We start from the raw sequence: 14,073 nt of genomic DNA, 5'->3' as shown, positions 1-14,073 counted from the left end.
CGCCTGCTGTGCGACGGCATCCTGCATCCGCGCTGGAGCGTGGGCGTGCTGCTGCGCTCGCTGGCCACGCGCGGCGTGCCGCGCTTTGCCAACCTGTACGAGGAAATCGGCACACCCATCACGGTCGACCCCCCCAGGGCTTCCGCACGGGGCGCGACCGCCTCACCTGGGACGACATGGCATGGCTACGCCAGAACTGGAGCGGGCGGCTCGTCATCAAGGGCGTGCTGCATCCGCAGGACGCGCAACGCGCTGCGGCCCTCGGCGCCGACGCGCTCATCGTCTCCAACCACGGAGGCCGGCAGTTGGACGGCGCGGTGGCGCCACTGCATGCGTTGCCGGCCATCGCGCAGGCGGTTGGAAGCGACATGCCTCTCTTCCTGGACGGGGGCATACGGCGCGGCACGGACGTGCTCAAGGCATTGGCGCTGGGCGCGCGGTTCGTCTTCGTGGGCCGGCCCACGCTGTGCGGCCTCGCAGTGGGCGGTGCGCACGGCGTCCGCTCAGTCCTGGCCCTCCTGCAGCAGGAGATCGAGCGCGACCTCGCGCTGCTGGGCTGCAGCGAGCCCGGGGCCGTCGATGCAGGGCTGCTGCGCCCCCACCCCCGGGCTGGCCGGCTCCAAGCGAACGGATAGCGGCCACGCCATCCACCACCACAGCACAGGAGACTCCGATGGACACCACGCGCATTTTTCCAACGCGCCGCCGCTGGCTGCAACAGGCTGGCGCGCTCACAGCCCTGCCTCTGGCGAATGCCCTAGCCCAGGGGGCGCCTGGCCGAACCGGCCGATCACCTACATCGTCCCGTACGCGCCCGGCGGAGGGACAGACACGGTGGCGCGCATCCTGGGTCCCCACATGGGCGAGACGCTGGGGCAGCCCATCGTCGTAGTGAACAAGCCGGGAGCGGGTGGCAACATCGGCGCGGCTGCCATCGCGCAATCGGCGCCGGACGGCTACACCATAGGTGGAGGCTCCATTGCCTCGCACGCCATCAACGGCAGTCTGTACGCGAACATGCCCTACCGCATGGTGGAGGACTTCAGTCCCATCACTGTCGCGGGCACCATGCCTAACCTGCTGATCGTGCACGCCGACACTCCCTGGCAGAGCGTGGCCGATCTCGTGCGTGCCGGGAAAGGAGCGTCCAGCAAGCTCTCCTATGCGTCAGCGGGCAACGGCACCTCACAGCACCTGTGCATGGAACTGTTCAAGCTGCAAGCCGGGGTAGAGGCCGTGCACGTACCTTACAAAGGCGCCGGCCCCGCGCTGTAGGCCGTGATGGCAGGCGAGACGCTGTGCAGCTTCGAAAACCTCGCCGTGGCCGCCCCGCAATTGGCCAGCGGGCGCATCCGTGCACTGGCCATCACCTCGGCACGCCGGCTGAACGCATGGTCGTCCATTCCCACGGTGGCGGAGTCGGGTTTTCCGGATTTCGAGGTCACTTCCTGGCAAGCACTGTTCGGACCCGCCCGGCTGCCCGCACCCATGGTCGCGCGCCTGAACGAAGCCGCGGTATCCGCCCTCCGCCAGCCGGGAACGCGTGAGCGCTTCGCTACCCTGGGCATGGAGGTTACGCCGATGACGCCTCAGGAGGCGCAGAGATTTCAACGGGCCGAGGTCGAGAAATGGAGCAAGGTCATCCAGTCGGCCCGGCTGACAATTACCTGATCCTGTAGAAGATGCTGGGCTGCTGCGCGTGCACCAGATCATCAGGGCGCTTCGAGCGTGTGGGTGGGAACGTGCGCCACCGCTTCGTGATCGACATGGCGAGCCTGCCGGACGCCGTAGCCTGAAGGCGGGCCCCGCATGCGGCGGCTTCCTACATCACCGGGGCGGTGATGCATTAGGTTTGGAGCATCGCAGCCCCATCCGCCTCACATGACTCACCGGGTCCTACTTGTCGAGGACAACTCGACCATCCGCGCCACCCTGATACCTGCCCTGGAAGAGCTGGCGGACATGGAGGTGGTTGCCACCGCGGACGACGTCGCCAGCGCGCTGCAGGCGATCAGTGCGGTGGCGTGGGACGTCGTCGTGCTCGACCTGTTCCTCAAGAAGGGCACGGGGCTGGACGTGCTGAAGAACATGACCGCGCTGGATTTCAGCGCAGGCAAGGTGCTGGTGCTGACGAACTACGCCACCGCCGACATACGCCAGCGGTGCCTGCGTCTGGGCGCGGACGCGGTGTTCGACAAGTCCACGGAGATCGAAGGCTTTCTCGAAGTCTGCGCGGCGATGTAGCGCCGCGCGAGGTCACGTCTCGATGCCCACGAAGCCCGCGTCCGGATAGCGCGCACCGGCAACGCTGTCGGGGGTGAACAGGTGGTCCAGCTCGGCCATTGCGCCTGCGTCCAGCAGGACGTCGGCAGCGCGCGCATTGCTCTCCAGGTGGGGAATGCGGCGGCTGCCCGGAATCGGGATTACGTGGGGCTGCTTGTGGAGCAGCCAGGCCAGCGCGACCTGTGCGCTGCTGAGGCCGCGTGCCTGGGCGAACCGGGACAGTTGATCCACCAGCCGGCGGTTGTGGGCTTGGGCGTCGCCGGAAAAGCGCGGGTTGTGCTTGCGGAAGTCGTTGTCGGCCAGCGCGTCGACTTCGAGCGTGCCCGTGAGGAAGGCGCGGCCGAGGGGGCTGTAGGCGACGAAGGCCGTTCCCAGCTCGGCGCAGGCGGCCAGCATGCCCGTTTCCGGTTCGCGGCTCCACAAGGAATACTCGCTCTGGACGGCGGCGACGGGGTGCACGGCATGGGCGCGCCGCAGCGTCTCGACCGACACCTCGGACAGCCCGATGGCTCCGACCTTGCCGGCCGCCACCAGCTCGCCCAATGCGCCTGCGACGTCCTCGATCGGCACGTCCGGGTTGCGGCGGTGGCAGTAGTACAGGTCGATGCGCTCCACGCCGAGGCGGCGCAACGAAGCCTCGCAGGCGTCGCGGATATAGGCAGGAGAGTTGTCGATGCGCCGCTCGTATTGCCCGGCTGCGCGCACGATGCCGAACTTGGTAGCCACCACCACCTGCCTGCGCCGGGCGGTGCCGCCCTCGGCGATGAACCGGCCCACCAGCGTCTCGTTGTGGCCCAGGCCGTAGGTGTCGGCCGTGTCGAACAGCGTCATGCCCAGCTCGAGCGCCCGCGCCAGCGTACGCAGCGAGCTGGCATCGTCGCTTTCGCCATAGAACTCGCTCATGCCCATGCAGCCCAGGCCGAGGGCGGATACCTCGGGGCCGGAAGCGCCCAGCTTGCGTCGTTGCATCGAAAGATCTCCTGTTGTTCCAAGTGTTGCAGGGCTGCGCCTGTGGCGGACGCCCCTGGCCGCGTGATGGTGCATGGTAAGCCGCAACCGGTATTCCCGCGCCGGCTCCGCACGCCTGGAATCGGCTCCACTTCCTACAAGGCACGGCATCCGCAGCCCCTAGTTTTACGGCTCCACGAACTAGGAGCATGGTCCATGAAACAACAGCAACAGTGGGACGCCGTGGCGGCCGAAGCCGCTGCGCGCAACACGGACAGCGGCCCTGGCAGCCCCGCGCCCGTCGAAGTCTCCGACCCGGCCGCCGTGAAGGCATCCGAAACGCAGGAGCTGGCATCCGCGATCCCCTACAACAGCACCAAGGCGCTGGAGCACGGCGAATCCAACGGCCTGGCCACTGCCGCGGGCGCGGTGGCTTCGGCCGGCTCGCGGCTGCCCACGGCCAGCACTCTCACGGAAAGCACCCACAACGCCAAGGTTGGAGGCGCGGCGCTGGAAGGCGTCAACAGCACGATGGATTCGATGGACCGGGTGCGCGTCGACTCCTCGGACCGCATGCTCACCACCAACCAGGGCGTGCGCATTGCCGACAACCAGAACTCCTTGAAGGCCGGCCTGCGCGGATCGGTGCTGATGGAAGACTTCATCCTGCGCGAGAAGATCACCCACTTCGACCACGAGCGCATTCCGGAGCGGATCGTGCACGCGCGAGGCTCTGGAGCCCATGGCATTTTCGAATGTACCCAGTCCCTGGCGGACCTGACGCGCGCGGCGCCGCTGCAGGATGCGGGCAAGGTCACGCCCGTGTTCGTGCGCTTCTCCACCGTGCAGGGCGAGCGCGGCTCCAAGGACACCGCGCGCGACGTGCGGGGCTTCGCGGTGAAGTTCTACACCGAGGAGGGGAACTGGGACCTGGTGGGCAACAACATGCCCGTGTTCTTCATCCAGGACGCGATGAAGTTCCCTGACCTGGTCCACGCGGTCAAGCCCGAGCCGCACCACCAGATGCCCCAGGCCGCCAGCGCGCACGACACGTTCTGGGACTTCGTCTCGCTCATGCCCGAGTCCACCCACATGCTCATGTGGGTGATGTCGGACCGCGCCATCCCCCGCAGCTACGCCACCATGCAGGGATTCGGGGTGCACACGTTCCGGTTCGTGAACGCCGAAGGCGAGTCCCGTTTCGTGAAATTCCACTGGCTGCCCGTCGCAGGCACCCATTCGCTGGTATGGGACGAGGCCGTCAAGATCTCGGGTGCCGACCCGGACTTCCATCGGCGCGACCTGTGGGAGCGCATCGAGTCGGGCGCGTATCCGCAATACGACCTGGCGGTGCAGGTGTTCACCGAGGAGCAGGCCGCGGGGTTCAGCTTCGACATCCTCGACGCCACCAAGATCGTCCCCGAGGAACTGGTGCCGCTGCGCACCGTAGGGCGCCTCACGCTCAACCGCAATCCGGACAACTTCTTTGCTGAAACGGAGCAGGTGGCGTTTTGCGTTGCCAACGTGATTCCCGGCATCGACTTCACCAACGATCCCCTGATGGCGGGGCGCCTGCATTCCTACATCGACACGCAGCTGTCGCGCCTGGGCGGCCCGAATTTCCACGAACTGCCCATCAACGCTCCTATCGCGCCCGTGCACAACAACCAGCGCGACGGCATGCACCGGCAGGCCATTGCCCGCGGCCGGGTGTCCTACGAGCCCAACTCCCTCGCGGGCGGCTGCCCCTTCCAGGCGGGGGCGGCCCATGGTTTCATGTCGGTCGCGGCGCGTGGCGATGTCCAGGATATGGAGCCCAAGATCCGCGCCAAGCCCGAGAAGTTCGCGGAGCACTATGCCCAGGCGCGGCTGTTCTTCGACAGCCAGACCCCTGCGGAGCAGGCCCACATTGCCGCGGCCTTCCGTTTCGAGCTCAGCAAGGTCACCGTGCCGGCCATCCGCCAGCGCATGGTGTCTTCGCTGCGCAACGTGTCCGATGCACTGGCCCAGTCCGTGGCCGAGGGGCTGGGTATGGACACGCTGCCGCCCGCCATGCCGCTGGCCACGGAAGCGGTGACGGAGCCCGAGGTGACGCGGTCCGACGCGCTGTCTCTGCTGGCACGTCCTGGTGATGGCTCGATCGCGGGGCGCAAGGTCGCCATCCTTGTCGCGCAGGGCAGCGATGGCACCGCGGTGCATGCGCTGCAGCAGTCGCTGCTGGAGCGCGGCGCCGTCGGCCGCTTCGTGGCCAGCCGGATCGGTCGTTTGACCCTGGCGGACGGCAGCGTGCTCAATGCCGATGCCTCCACCGAGAACTCGCCCGGCTTCCTGTTCGACGGCCTGGTGATCGCAGGCGGACAGGCCGGGGCCAAAGCGCTGCAGCGCGACGACCACGTGGGCGATTTCATCCGCGACCAGTACCGCCACTGCAAGCCCATCCTCGCCATCGGTGCCGCGACGGGGCTGCTGGACCAGGCATTGGCCCCTGCCGGCCTGGAGGCGGCTGAGCCCACAGACCCCGCGCTGATCCGCAGCGAGAGCGGGGCACAGGCAGATCTGGACGCGTTCCTGATGGGCCTCAGCGCGCCGCGCGATTTCTCTCGCGAGAAGGGCGCGTAGAAGCGTGCGGCAATAGGCCCGTCATGCCCGGGCGCCTTCCGCCGCATCGAGGCGGAAGGCCGCCACGGCGTGGAGCAGCTCCTGCGCCTGGGTCCTGAGGCTGGCCGCCGCCGCGGCGCTCTGTTCCACCAGCGCCGCGTTCTGCTGCGTCACCTGGTCCATCTGGGTGATGGCTTCGCCGATCTGGGCCACCCCTGTGCTCTGCTCGCTGCTGGCCGCGCTGATCTCGCCCATGATGTCCGTCACCCGCCGGATGGCCGTCACCACTTCGGTCATCGTCGCGCCGGCCTTGTCCACGAGCTGCGTACCTTCCTCGACCCGCTCCACGCTGGTCGTGATGAGGCCCTTGATCTCCTTGGCCGCCTCTGCGCTGCGCTGTGCCAGGCTGCGCACCTCGCTCGCCACCACGGCGAAACCCCGACCCTGCTCACCCGCGCGCGCCGCTTCCACGGCGGCGTTGAGCGCCAGGATGTTGGTCTGGAACGCGATGCCGTCGATCACGCCGATGATGTCCGCGATCTTGCGGGAGCTGTCGTTGATGCCGCGCATGGTGTCGACCACCTGTGCCACCACCTCGCCGCCCTGCGTAGCCACTGTCGAGGCATCGAGCGCCAGCCGGTTGGCCTGGTGCGCGTTGTCGGCGTTCTGGTGCACGGTGGACGACAGCTCTTCCATCGACGCGGCCGTCTCCTCCAGCGCGCTGGCCTGGCTCTCGGTGCGCGTCGACAGATCGCTGTTGCCTTGCGCGATCTCGGTGGAGGCGTGGGTGATGCTGACCGTGGAGTCGCGCACCTGCGCCACCAGCCGCCGCAGGCTGGACTGCATGCGCGACAGGTCGGCCATCAGGCCCACCGTGTTTTGTTCCGCATCGGCGGTAGCGGTGAGATCGCCTTCCGCCACCCGGCTCAATGCCGCACGGGCCTGCGCAGGGTCGCCGCCCAGCTCGCGCTGCAGCGTGCGCACCATCACGACGGTGAGCGCCACGGCCACGGCCACGGCGAGCAGCGCGAGTGCCGTGGCTGCCGTCTGCATGCGCCCGGCGCGCGTCTGGGTGGCGTCGTTCGCGGCGGCGGCAGTCTTGCGCGCTCCGTCGAGCTGCTGCAGCAATGCGCCCCGCAGCGAGCGCCAGGCCGGCGTTTCCTGGGTGTTGAGCAGCGTCACCGCGGCTGCGCTGTCGCTGCGCGCGAGCGTCTGCACCTGGTCCTGCACGGCGAACTGGTTGCTGCGCAAAGTGGCCAGCGACGCGATGCCTTCCTCGAAGGCCGTGCCCTTGGCGCTTTGCTGCGTGGCGGCGTAGGCTTGGTCGAAGGCTTCGCGCGCCGCGGTGAAGTTGTCGTAGGCCTTGGAGTTGCTGGGGTCCAGCAGGATGTTGCGCAGCGCCTGCCCGCTCTGCAGGCCCTGGGCATAGAGTTCCGACAGGCCTGTCGCCACGGCCTGCTCGGTGCCAATGTAGCTGTTGAAGTCGTTCTGCGTGCGCACGAGGCCCCACAGGCTGGTGCCCAGTGCAAGGACGAAGAGGCTCGCCGGAGCGACGGCGCAAAGGATCAGACGTGTGGTGAATCTCATGGGGAACTGGGGCCAATTTCCCACCGATGGCGGGTCTCAATTCATCATATCGTTAATTGCGAATATAAGAATTTAGTGTTTCCAAGGATGAGAAACATAGGACCGCGCAGGCTGGCCCGGCGTGCCGGGTCGCCCATCACACACCGACGTAGCGCTGCCACAGTCCGTGGTCGGCATCCAGCGCGGCCGAAGTACCCTGCCACGCCACGCGCCCGCGCTCGATGATGGTGTGGCGGTCGGCCAGGCGGATGAGGCGCTGCACGTACTTGTCGATCACCAGCAGCGTCTGGCCTTGCGCACGCAGGGTCGCCAGGCACTGCCAGATCTCCTCGCGCACCAGCGGCGCCAGGCCCTCGGTGGCTTCGTCGAGGATCAGCAGATGCGGGTTGGTCATCAGCGCGCGGCCGATGGCCAGCATCTGCTGTTCGCCGCCCGAGAGCTGGTTGCCCATGTTGCGCTGGCGCTCGGCCAGGCGCGGGAACAGGTGGTAGACGCGCTCCAGCGTCCAGGGCTCCCTGCTGGCGTTGCGCTGGGCGGCGAAGGCCAGCAGGTTCTCGCGCACCGAGAGGTTGGGGAAGATCTGCCGCCCCTCGGGCACGATGGCCAGCCCGCGGCGCGCGATGCGGTCGGGCGGCAAGCCGTCGATGCGCTCACCCAGGAAGCGCACGCTGCCGCCGCGCGGGCGCGTGAGGCCGAGCAGCGAACGCACCGTGGTGGTCTTGCCCATGCCGTTGCGGCCCAGCAGCGTTGCGGCCTCGCCCTGGGCGATGGCGAGGTGCACGCCGAACAGCACCTGGCTGCTGCCGTAGGCGGTTTCCAGATCCTGCACTTCCAGCAAGGCGGTCATGCGGCCTCCGGCAGTTCGTCGCCCAGGTAGGCGCGGCGCACCTCGGGGTGCTCGCGGATCTCGGCGGGGGGGCCGCTGGCGATCACGCGGCCGAAGACCAGGGTGGAGATGCGGTCGGCCAGGCGGAAGACGGCGTCCATGTCGTGTTCCACCAGCAGCAGCGTGGTACTGCCGCGCAGCGATTGCAGCAGCGCCACCATGCGCTCGGCCTCGTGCGGGCCCATGCCGGCCATGGGTTCGTCGAGCAGCAGCAGTTGCGGCTGCAGCGCCAGCGCCAGGCCCACTTCGAGCTGGCGCTGCTCGCCATGCGACAGAGCGCCGGCGGGCCGCTGCAACTGCGCGCCCAGGCCCACGCGCTCGGCCACGGCGGCTGCTGCCGCGTAGCGCGCGCGATTGGCCCGCGCCGGGCGCCAGAAGCCCGCCTTCTCGCGCGACTGGAGGGCCAGAGCGATGTTGTCCAGCACCGGCAGGCGCTTGAACACGCTGGTGATCTGGTAGGAGCGCACCAGGCCCCGTTGCGCGCGCGTGTGCATGGGCAGGCCGGTCACGTCCTGCCCGGCGAAGTGGATGCGGCCCGAGGTGGGCGCGAGCGCGCCCGAGAGCTGGTGGATCAGCGTGGTCTTGCCCGCGCCGTTGGGGCCGATCAGCGCGTGGATCTCGCCCGCTTGCACGGTGAGGCTGGCGTGGTCGGTCGCCACCAGCCCGCCGAAGCGCTTGACGAGGTTGTCGATGCGCAGCAGCTCGCCCGTCATGCGGCGGCTCCCTTGCGCTGCGCCAGGCTCAGCAGGCCGTTGGGCGCCAGCAGCACCACGGCGAGCAGCACCGCGCCCAGGCCGAACTGCCAGTGGATGGTGTAGGCCACCAGCACCTCTTCCAGCAGCAGGAACAGCGCCGCGCCCGCCAGCGGGCCATAGAGGTGCCCCACGCCGCCCAGGATCACCATCACCAGCAGCATGCCCGACTGGCTCCACTGCAGCATGGCGGGGCTGACGAAGCTGCCCTGGTTGGCCAGCAGCGCCCCCGCCAGTCCGGCGATAGCCCCGGCCAGCGTGAAGGCCGCGAGCTTGTAACGGTACACGGGAAAGCCGATGGCCTCCATGCGCGTCTCGTTCTCGCGGATGCCCTGCAGCGCGTGGCCGAAGCGGGCGTTCAGCAGGCGCCAGAGCACGAGAAAGACTAGCGCGAACACGGCCAGCACCACGTAATAGAACTGCGCGTCGTCGGCCAGGTCGATGCCCAGCCCGACCTGCGAGCGCGCGGGCAAGGGCAGCCCGTCCTCGCCGCCATAGGCCTTGAGCGACACCATCAGGTAGTACAGCATCTGCGCAAAGGCCAGCGTGATCATGATGAAGTACACGCCCTGCGTGCGTAGGCTGACCAGCCCCACCACGCAGGCGAACAGCCCGCCCGCCACGAACGCCAGCGGCCAGGCCACCCAGGCGGAGGTGATGCCCGCCTCCTGCATGAGGATGCCCACGGTGTAGGCTCCCACGCCCACGAAGGCCGCGTGGCCGAAGCTGACCATGCCGCCGAAGCCCAGCACCAAGTTGAGGCTGGCAGCGGCCAGCGCGAAGACCAGCACGCGGCTGGCCACGCCCACGTAGAAATCCTCGCCCAGCGCGCCGGCGATGGTGGGCACCAGGGCCAGCAGCACCAGCAGCGGCACGGCGACGGCGGGGCGCAGCCGGTGGTCCAGAAGAGACGTCATATCAGTTATCCATAGCGCTGCGCGCCACCCGCATCGCGTGAAACCGGCGCGGCCCAGGCGCAGGCAGCCGCGCAAGGGCCGCCCCGCCGCGCTGGCTGCGTCCCCCTCCCATAGCGCGAAGCGCGTAGAGAGAGGGGGAAGGCGCGAAGCGACTCAGGGGGTGTTTCATCTCAATGCGTAGGGAAAAGGCCCTTGGGCTTCCAGAACAGCACGGCGGCCATGAGCACGTAGATCAGGATCGAAGCCACGGCCGGCCCGGCGCTGGAGGCTGCCTCCGGCCCCATGAGTCGGCCGAACAGCATGGGCACCAGCGTGCGCCCCGCCGTATCCACTACGCCCACCAGCAGCGCGCCCAGCAGCGCGCCGCGGATGGAGCCGATGCCGCCGATCACGATGACCACGAAGGCCAGGATCAGGATGCTCTCGCCCATGCCCACCTGCACCGCCAAGAGTGGCCCCAGCATGCCGCCCGCCACCGCGCACAGGGCCGCGCCCAGCGCGAACAGCGCGGTGAACAGGCCGCGCACGTTGGCGCCCATGGCCAGCGCCATCTCGCGGTTGGAGGCGCCCGCGCGCACCTGCATGCCCACGCGCGTGCGCGTGACCAGCAGGTACAGCAGCAGCGCCACCGCCAGCCCCACACCGATGATGAACAGCCGGTAGGCCGGGTACGAGAAGCCCGGCAGCAGCTCCACCGGCCCCGCCAGCGACTCGGGCGGATTGAGCGGCACCGGCTGCGAGCCCCAGACCATGCGCACCGCCTCGTTGGCCATGAGCAGGATGGCGAAGGTGCCCAGCACCTGCGACAGGTGGTCGCGCTGGTACAGGCGGCGCAGCACGGTCACTTCCAGCAGCACGCCGATCACCGCCGTGGCGGCGATGCCCGCAGCCAGCCCGATCCAGAACGAGCTCGAGGCCGCAGCGCAGGTGGCGATGAGGTACGCGCCCACCATGTAGAGCGAACCGTGCGCGAGGTTGATCATGTCCATGATGCCGAACACCAGCGTCAGCCCCGCCGCCAGCAGGAAGAGCATCAGGCCGAACTGCAGGCCGTTGAGGGCCTGCTCCAGCACCAGGATGCCCGTCATGCGGGCATCTTGCATTCAGACGCGTAGGCGTCGCCGTGGTTCTTGAAGATGGGCGCCACCGTGCGGTTGGTGATGCGGCCCTGGCTGTCCTTGGTGATGACGCGCAGGTAGTAGTCCTGGATGGGGAACTGGTTGGGGCCGAACTTGAACGGGCCGCGCACCGAGTCGAACTTCGCCGCCTTGAGCGCGCGGCGCACGGCTTCCTTGTCGGCCAGGTTGCCCTTCACGTCGCGCACGGCGGCGTCGATCAGGCGCGCCGCATCGTAGCCCTGCGAGGAGTAGAGCGTGGGCAGGCGGCCGTATTCTTTCTGGAAGTCGGCCACGAAGCGCTTGTTGGCCGCGTTGTCCAGGTCGTGCGCCCATTGCGAGGTGTTGAACATGCCCAGCATGGGCTCGCCCACGGCGCGGATCACGTCCTCGTCGGCCGAGAAGCCGGGGCCGTAAAGCGTCATGTCCTTGGATAACCCTGTGCCCACGAACTGCTTGATGAAGTTCACGCCCAGGCCGCCGGGCAGGAAGATGTAGACCGCGTCGGCGTCCGAGGCGCGCATCTTCGACAGCTCCGCACCGTAGTCGAGCTGCGACAGCGGCGTGTACATCTCCAGCGCCACCTCGCCCTTGAAGTAGCGCTTGAAGCCGGCCAGCGCATCCTTGCCCGCCGGGTAGTTGGGTGCGAGCAGCGCGACCTTCCTGGCGCCCTTGTCCTGCGCCGTCTGGCCCGCGGCCTCGTGCTGGTTGTCGTTCTGATAGGAGGCGCTGAAGAAATACGGGTTGCATTGCGCGCCCGCGAGCTGCGAAGGGCCGGCGTTGGCGCTGATGTAGAAGGTCTTGGACTGGAACACCGGTTGGCCGACGGCCAGCATGACGTTGGAGAAGACGATGCCGGTCATGAAATCGACCTTGTCGCGCTTGACCATGCGGTCGGCCGTCTGCTTGGCCGCGTCGGGGCTCTGCTGGTCATCGGCCACGATGACCTCGGCCGGCAGGCCACCGAGCTTGCCGCCGTTCTGCTTCACGGCGAGCTGGAAGGCATCGCGGATGTCCACGCCCAGCCCGGCGCCCGGCCCCGAGAGCGTGCTGAGCAGGCCGATCTTCACCTTGTCGGCGGCCTGCGCGGTGGCGGCCAGGCACAGGGCGGCGGTGGCAACAACGGCCAGGCGCAGGGGGGCGGGGGGCTTGCTCATGCGGGATGCTCCTGAAAACTCGGGGTCGTAAGTGGGCGTAAAACGCCGTAGCTTACCGGTGGTTGCAGGCGGGGCCGGAAAAAAGTGCGCTACCTGCGCACCACACCGGCGTGGCCGCCGGCCTGGAAAATCTGTGTGAAATCGGCCTCCAGCGCTTGCCAGCCAAGCGCAAGCAGCTACTTTTTTGATAGTCGTGCCAGAATGCGCGCATGCAAGCCCGCCCCGCCTATGCGGCGCACGCCGCAGCGCCGCCCCGCACCGAACCGGAATACACCAGCGTCGCGCCGTCGCTGTACCGGGCCGCGCTGGGCCCCGTGAATGTGGCGCACTATCTGGCCGCCTTCGAACGGCTGGACGCGACGGGCCGCGTGCTGCCCGGCTGGAACACGGCGGCCGCGCTGTGTCCGCTGGGCTGGCTGGCGTTCCGCCGCCTGTGGCGGGCGGCGCTGGTGTACCTGGCGGCGCTGGCCGCGGCCGCGCTGCTGCTGTTCACGGCCGGGCACCAATGGCTGGCGCTGCCGCCACCGATGCTGGCGGGCCTGGCGCTGGCCGGGCTGCTGGTGGCGTGCGGGCTGCCGGGACTGTATGGCGACGCGCTGCTGCATGCCGACGTGCGGCGGCGGATCGACCGCGCGGTGGCGTCCGCGCCCACCCTGCGCGAGGCGATGGACCTGCTGGACCGCCATGCCAGCAGCCGGCGGCGGCTGGCCTGGACGGCGGCGCTGGGCGGAGCGCTGTTGCTGGCGGCGGCGGTGGCCTGGGCCCTGTTCCAGGGCGATGCCCCGCGGACGGACGAAGCCCAGGCACAGGCGCCGGCCATGCCGCCCCCGCAGCCTCCCGCCCGTCCGGCCGAACGCATGGATGCCTTGCCCATGCCGTCCGGCACGCCGGTGGCCGATGCGGCCGCCGTGCCGCCGCCGCAGGCAGAGAGCGGCAGCGGCGCGGCGCCGGAGCCCGCCGTGCCTGCGGCGGTGGTGGACGCCGCGCCTGCGCCCCCGGTGCAGGAGACGCTCCCCGCACCCGTGGCGCAGCCCGCGTCTGCGTTGGCTCCCGCCAAGCGCGCTGTGCCGCCTGCCAGGCAGACGCAGGCGGCGGCGCAGCGCAAGCTCTACATCAACGTGGGCCTGTTCGCGGACCCGGCCAACGCCCGCCGTGCGCATGCGCGGCTGCGCCAGGCCGGGCTGCCATCCACCGTGCAGTCCGTGGCGCGAGCCGACGGCAAGCGGCTGCAGCGCGTGCGGGTGGGGCCGTTCGCCTCGGCGGCGCAGGCCAACGCGGCGGCGGCGCAGGTGCGCACGCTGGGGCTGGACGCGGCGGCGGCCGTGGAGTGACGGGCCGGGGGCGTTACCTATCGTGACGGCGGCGGCGCACACACCGCGCTAAGGTGCGGCTTTTTTCATCGGGAGGATGTGACTATGCGCAAGATTTCCTGGGCGGCGGCCGCCGCGGCGGCGTTGGCACTGGTATCGGGCTGCTCGTCGGTGGGCCCGGCGGCAACGCCCGCGCCGCCGCCGATCGGCGCGAGCACCGCGCCCGTGGGCGGCACGTGCGACACGCAGGCCGCGCAGTGGGCGCTGGGCAAGAACGGCACGGCCAAGGTGCTGGAGGAGGCGCGCGTGCGCGCCGGCGCCCGCATGGCCCGCGTGTTGCACAAGGGCCAGCCGGTCACGATGGAGTTCGACGCCCAGCGGTTGAACCTGGAGGTGGACGGCAGCGGCAAGATCACCGCCGCGCGCTGCGGCTGATTCATATCCGATTGAAACGGGCGCGTCCCAAGTCAGGGCCGCCGTGCAAGGGCCGTCCCGCCGCACGGGCGGCGTCCCCCTGCCC

General features: G+C 69.3%; 12 protein-coding genes and 1 pseudogene. 6 read left to right on the top strand and 7 right to left on the bottom strand.

Annotated features, from left to right (window positions below; genetic code table 11):
- Nucleotides 1–176 precede the first annotated feature (176 nt).
- From AAG689_RS16420 to AAG689_RS16410, 3 genes and pseudogenes are all read left to right on the top strand, one after another.
- A complete protein-coding gene (locus tag AAG689_RS16420; RefSeq protein WP_406626355.1) occupies nucleotides 177–635 on the top strand; it encodes an alpha-hydroxy-acid oxidizing protein in 459 nt (152 codons plus the stop codon).
- A pseudogene (locus AAG689_RS16415) lies at nucleotides 580–1,671 on the top strand (Bug family tripartite tricarboxylate transporter substrate binding protein). The gene AAG689_RS16420 and the pseudogene AAG689_RS16415 overlap by 56 nt, the downstream one beginning before the upstream one ends.
- Nucleotides 1,672–1,881: 210 nt before the next feature.
- Entirely contained in the window at nucleotides 1,882–2,244 is a 363-nt protein-coding gene (locus tag AAG689_RS16410) for a response regulator transcription factor (RefSeq protein WP_406622906.1), read from the top strand.
- A gap of 12 nt (nucleotides 2,245–2,256) precedes the next feature.
- Here the strand turns inward: AAG689_RS16410 and AAG689_RS16405 are convergent, their stop codons facing one another.
- The gene (locus tag AAG689_RS16405; protein ID WP_406622905.1) at nucleotides 2,257–3,252 is read right to left on the bottom strand and encodes an aldo/keto reductase; all 996 of its coding nucleotides are present in this window, start codon (nucleotides 3,250–3,252) and stop codon (nucleotides 2,257–2,259) included.
- Nucleotides 3,253–3,447: 195 nt separating this feature from the next.
- Between AAG689_RS16405 and AAG689_RS16400 the strand changes: the two genes are divergently transcribed.
- Complete coding sequence (locus AAG689_RS16400; RefSeq protein WP_406622904.1) at nucleotides 3,448–5,850, top strand: catalase; 2,403 nt, start codon at nucleotides 3,448–3,450, stop codon at nucleotides 5,848–5,850.
- Between the two features lie 21 nt (nucleotides 5,851–5,871).
- Here AAG689_RS16400 and AAG689_RS16395 read toward each other — a convergent pair whose 3' ends face one another.
- The 6 genes from AAG689_RS16395 to AAG689_RS16370 all read right to left on the bottom strand — a co-directional run bounded on the left by AAG689_RS16395 (nucleotide 5,872) and on the right by AAG689_RS16370 (nucleotide 12,243).
- Nucleotides 5,872–7,416 carry a methyl-accepting chemotaxis protein gene (locus tag AAG689_RS16395; RefSeq protein ID WP_406622903.1) on the bottom strand — a complete coding sequence of 515 codons (1,545 nt, stop codon included), beginning with the start codon at nucleotides 7,414–7,416 and terminating at the stop codon, nucleotides 5,872–5,874.
- Between the two features lie 136 nt (nucleotides 7,417–7,552).
- Complete coding sequence (locus AAG689_RS16390) at nucleotides 7,553–8,263, bottom strand: ABC transporter ATP-binding protein (RefSeq protein WP_406622902.1); 711 nt, start codon at nucleotides 8,261–8,263, stop codon at nucleotides 7,553–7,555.
- Complete coding sequence (locus tag AAG689_RS16385) at nucleotides 8,260–9,015, bottom strand: ABC transporter ATP-binding protein (RefSeq protein WP_406622901.1); 756 nt, start codon at nucleotides 9,013–9,015, stop codon at nucleotides 8,260–8,262. The genes AAG689_RS16390 and AAG689_RS16385 overlap by 4 nt, the downstream gene beginning before the upstream one ends.
- Entirely contained in the window at nucleotides 9,012–9,971 is a 960-nt protein-coding gene (locus AAG689_RS16380; protein WP_406622900.1) for a branched-chain amino acid ABC transporter permease, read from the bottom strand. Before AAG689_RS16380 ends, AAG689_RS16385 begins: the two co-directional genes overlap by 4 nt.
- A 170-nt stretch (nucleotides 9,972–10,141) precedes the next feature.
- Nucleotides 10,142–11,059: a branched-chain amino acid ABC transporter permease gene (locus AAG689_RS16375; RefSeq protein ID WP_406622899.1), complete on the bottom strand. Its 918-nt coding sequence runs from the start codon at nucleotides 11,057–11,059 to the stop codon at nucleotides 10,142–10,144.
- Nucleotides 11,056–12,243 carry an ABC transporter substrate-binding protein gene (locus AAG689_RS16370; protein ID WP_406622898.1) on the bottom strand — a complete coding sequence of 396 codons (1,188 nt, stop codon included), beginning with the start codon at nucleotides 12,241–12,243 and terminating at the stop codon, nucleotides 11,056–11,058. Before AAG689_RS16370 ends, AAG689_RS16375 begins: the two co-directional genes overlap by 4 nt.
- A gap of 209 nt (nucleotides 12,244–12,452) precedes the next feature.
- Here AAG689_RS16370 and AAG689_RS16365 point away from each other — a divergent pair, with 209 nt between their 5' ends.
- Together AAG689_RS16365 and AAG689_RS16360 are read left to right on the top strand one after the other, a co-directional pair.
- Nucleotides 12,453–13,574, top strand: coding sequence for an SPOR domain-containing protein (locus AAG689_RS16365; protein WP_406622897.1), 1,122 nt, complete (start codon nucleotides 12,453–12,455; stop codon nucleotides 13,572–13,574).
- 84 nt (nucleotides 13,575–13,658) lie between these two features.
- Nucleotides 13,659–13,988: an I78 family peptidase inhibitor gene (locus tag AAG689_RS16360; protein ID WP_406622896.1), complete on the top strand. Its 330-nt coding sequence runs from the start codon at nucleotides 13,659–13,661 to the stop codon at nucleotides 13,986–13,988.
- The last annotated feature ends 85 nt before the right edge of the window (nucleotides 13,989–14,073 follow it).

The sequence above is a fragment of the Acidovorax sp. SDU_ACID1 genome (assembly GCF_045291395.1).
Taxonomy (GTDB): Bacteria; Pseudomonadota; Gammaproteobacteria; order Burkholderiales; family Burkholderiaceae_C; genus MR-S7.
This window is presented reverse-complemented; position numbering and strand designations above follow the sequence as displayed.

Bases quoted from the DNA above. Each gene is read 5' to 3' on its own strand.
- AAG689_RS16405 (WP_406622905.1), bottom strand. From the start codon at position 3,252: ATGCAACGACGCAAGCTGGGCGCTTCCGGCCCCGAGGTATCCGCCCTC.
- AAG689_RS16420 (WP_406626355.1), top strand. From the start codon at position 177: ATGGCATGGCTACGCCAGAACTGGAGCGGGCGGCTCGTCATCAAGGGC.
- AAG689_RS16360 (WP_406622896.1), top strand. From the start codon at position 13,659: ATGCGCAAGATTTCCTGGGCGGCGGCCGCCGCGGCGGCGTTGGCACTG.
- AAG689_RS16410 (WP_406622906.1), top strand. From the start codon at position 1,882: ATGACTCACCGGGTCCTACTTGTCGAGGACAACTCGACCATCCGCGCC.
- AAG689_RS16375 (WP_406622899.1), bottom strand. From the start codon at position 11,059: ATGACGGGCATCCTGGTGCTGGAGCAGGCCCTCAACGGCCTGCAGTTC.
- AAG689_RS16390 (WP_406622902.1), bottom strand. From the start codon at position 8,263: ATGACCGCCTTGCTGGAAGTGCAGGATCTGGAAACCGCCTACGGCAGC.
- AAG689_RS16365 (WP_406622897.1), top strand. From the start codon at position 12,453: ATGCAAGCCCGCCCCGCCTATGCGGCGCACGCCGCAGCGCCGCCCCGC.
- AAG689_RS16385 (WP_406622901.1), bottom strand. From the start codon at position 9,015: ATGACGGGCGAGCTGCTGCGCATCGACAACCTCGTCAAGCGCTTCGGC.
- AAG689_RS16380 (WP_406622900.1), bottom strand. From the start codon at position 9,971: ATGACGTCTCTTCTGGACCACCGGCTGCGCCCCGCCGTCGCCGTGCCG.
- AAG689_RS16395 (WP_406622903.1), bottom strand. From the start codon at position 7,416: ATGAGATTCACCACACGTCTGATCCTTTGCGCCGTCGCTCCGGCGAGC.
- AAG689_RS16400 (WP_406622904.1), top strand. From the start codon at position 3,448: ATGAAACAACAGCAACAGTGGGACGCCGTGGCGGCCGAAGCCGCTGCG.
- AAG689_RS16370 (WP_406622898.1), bottom strand. From the start codon at position 12,243: ATGAGCAAGCCCCCCGCCCCCCTGCGCCTGGCCGTTGTTGCCACCGCC.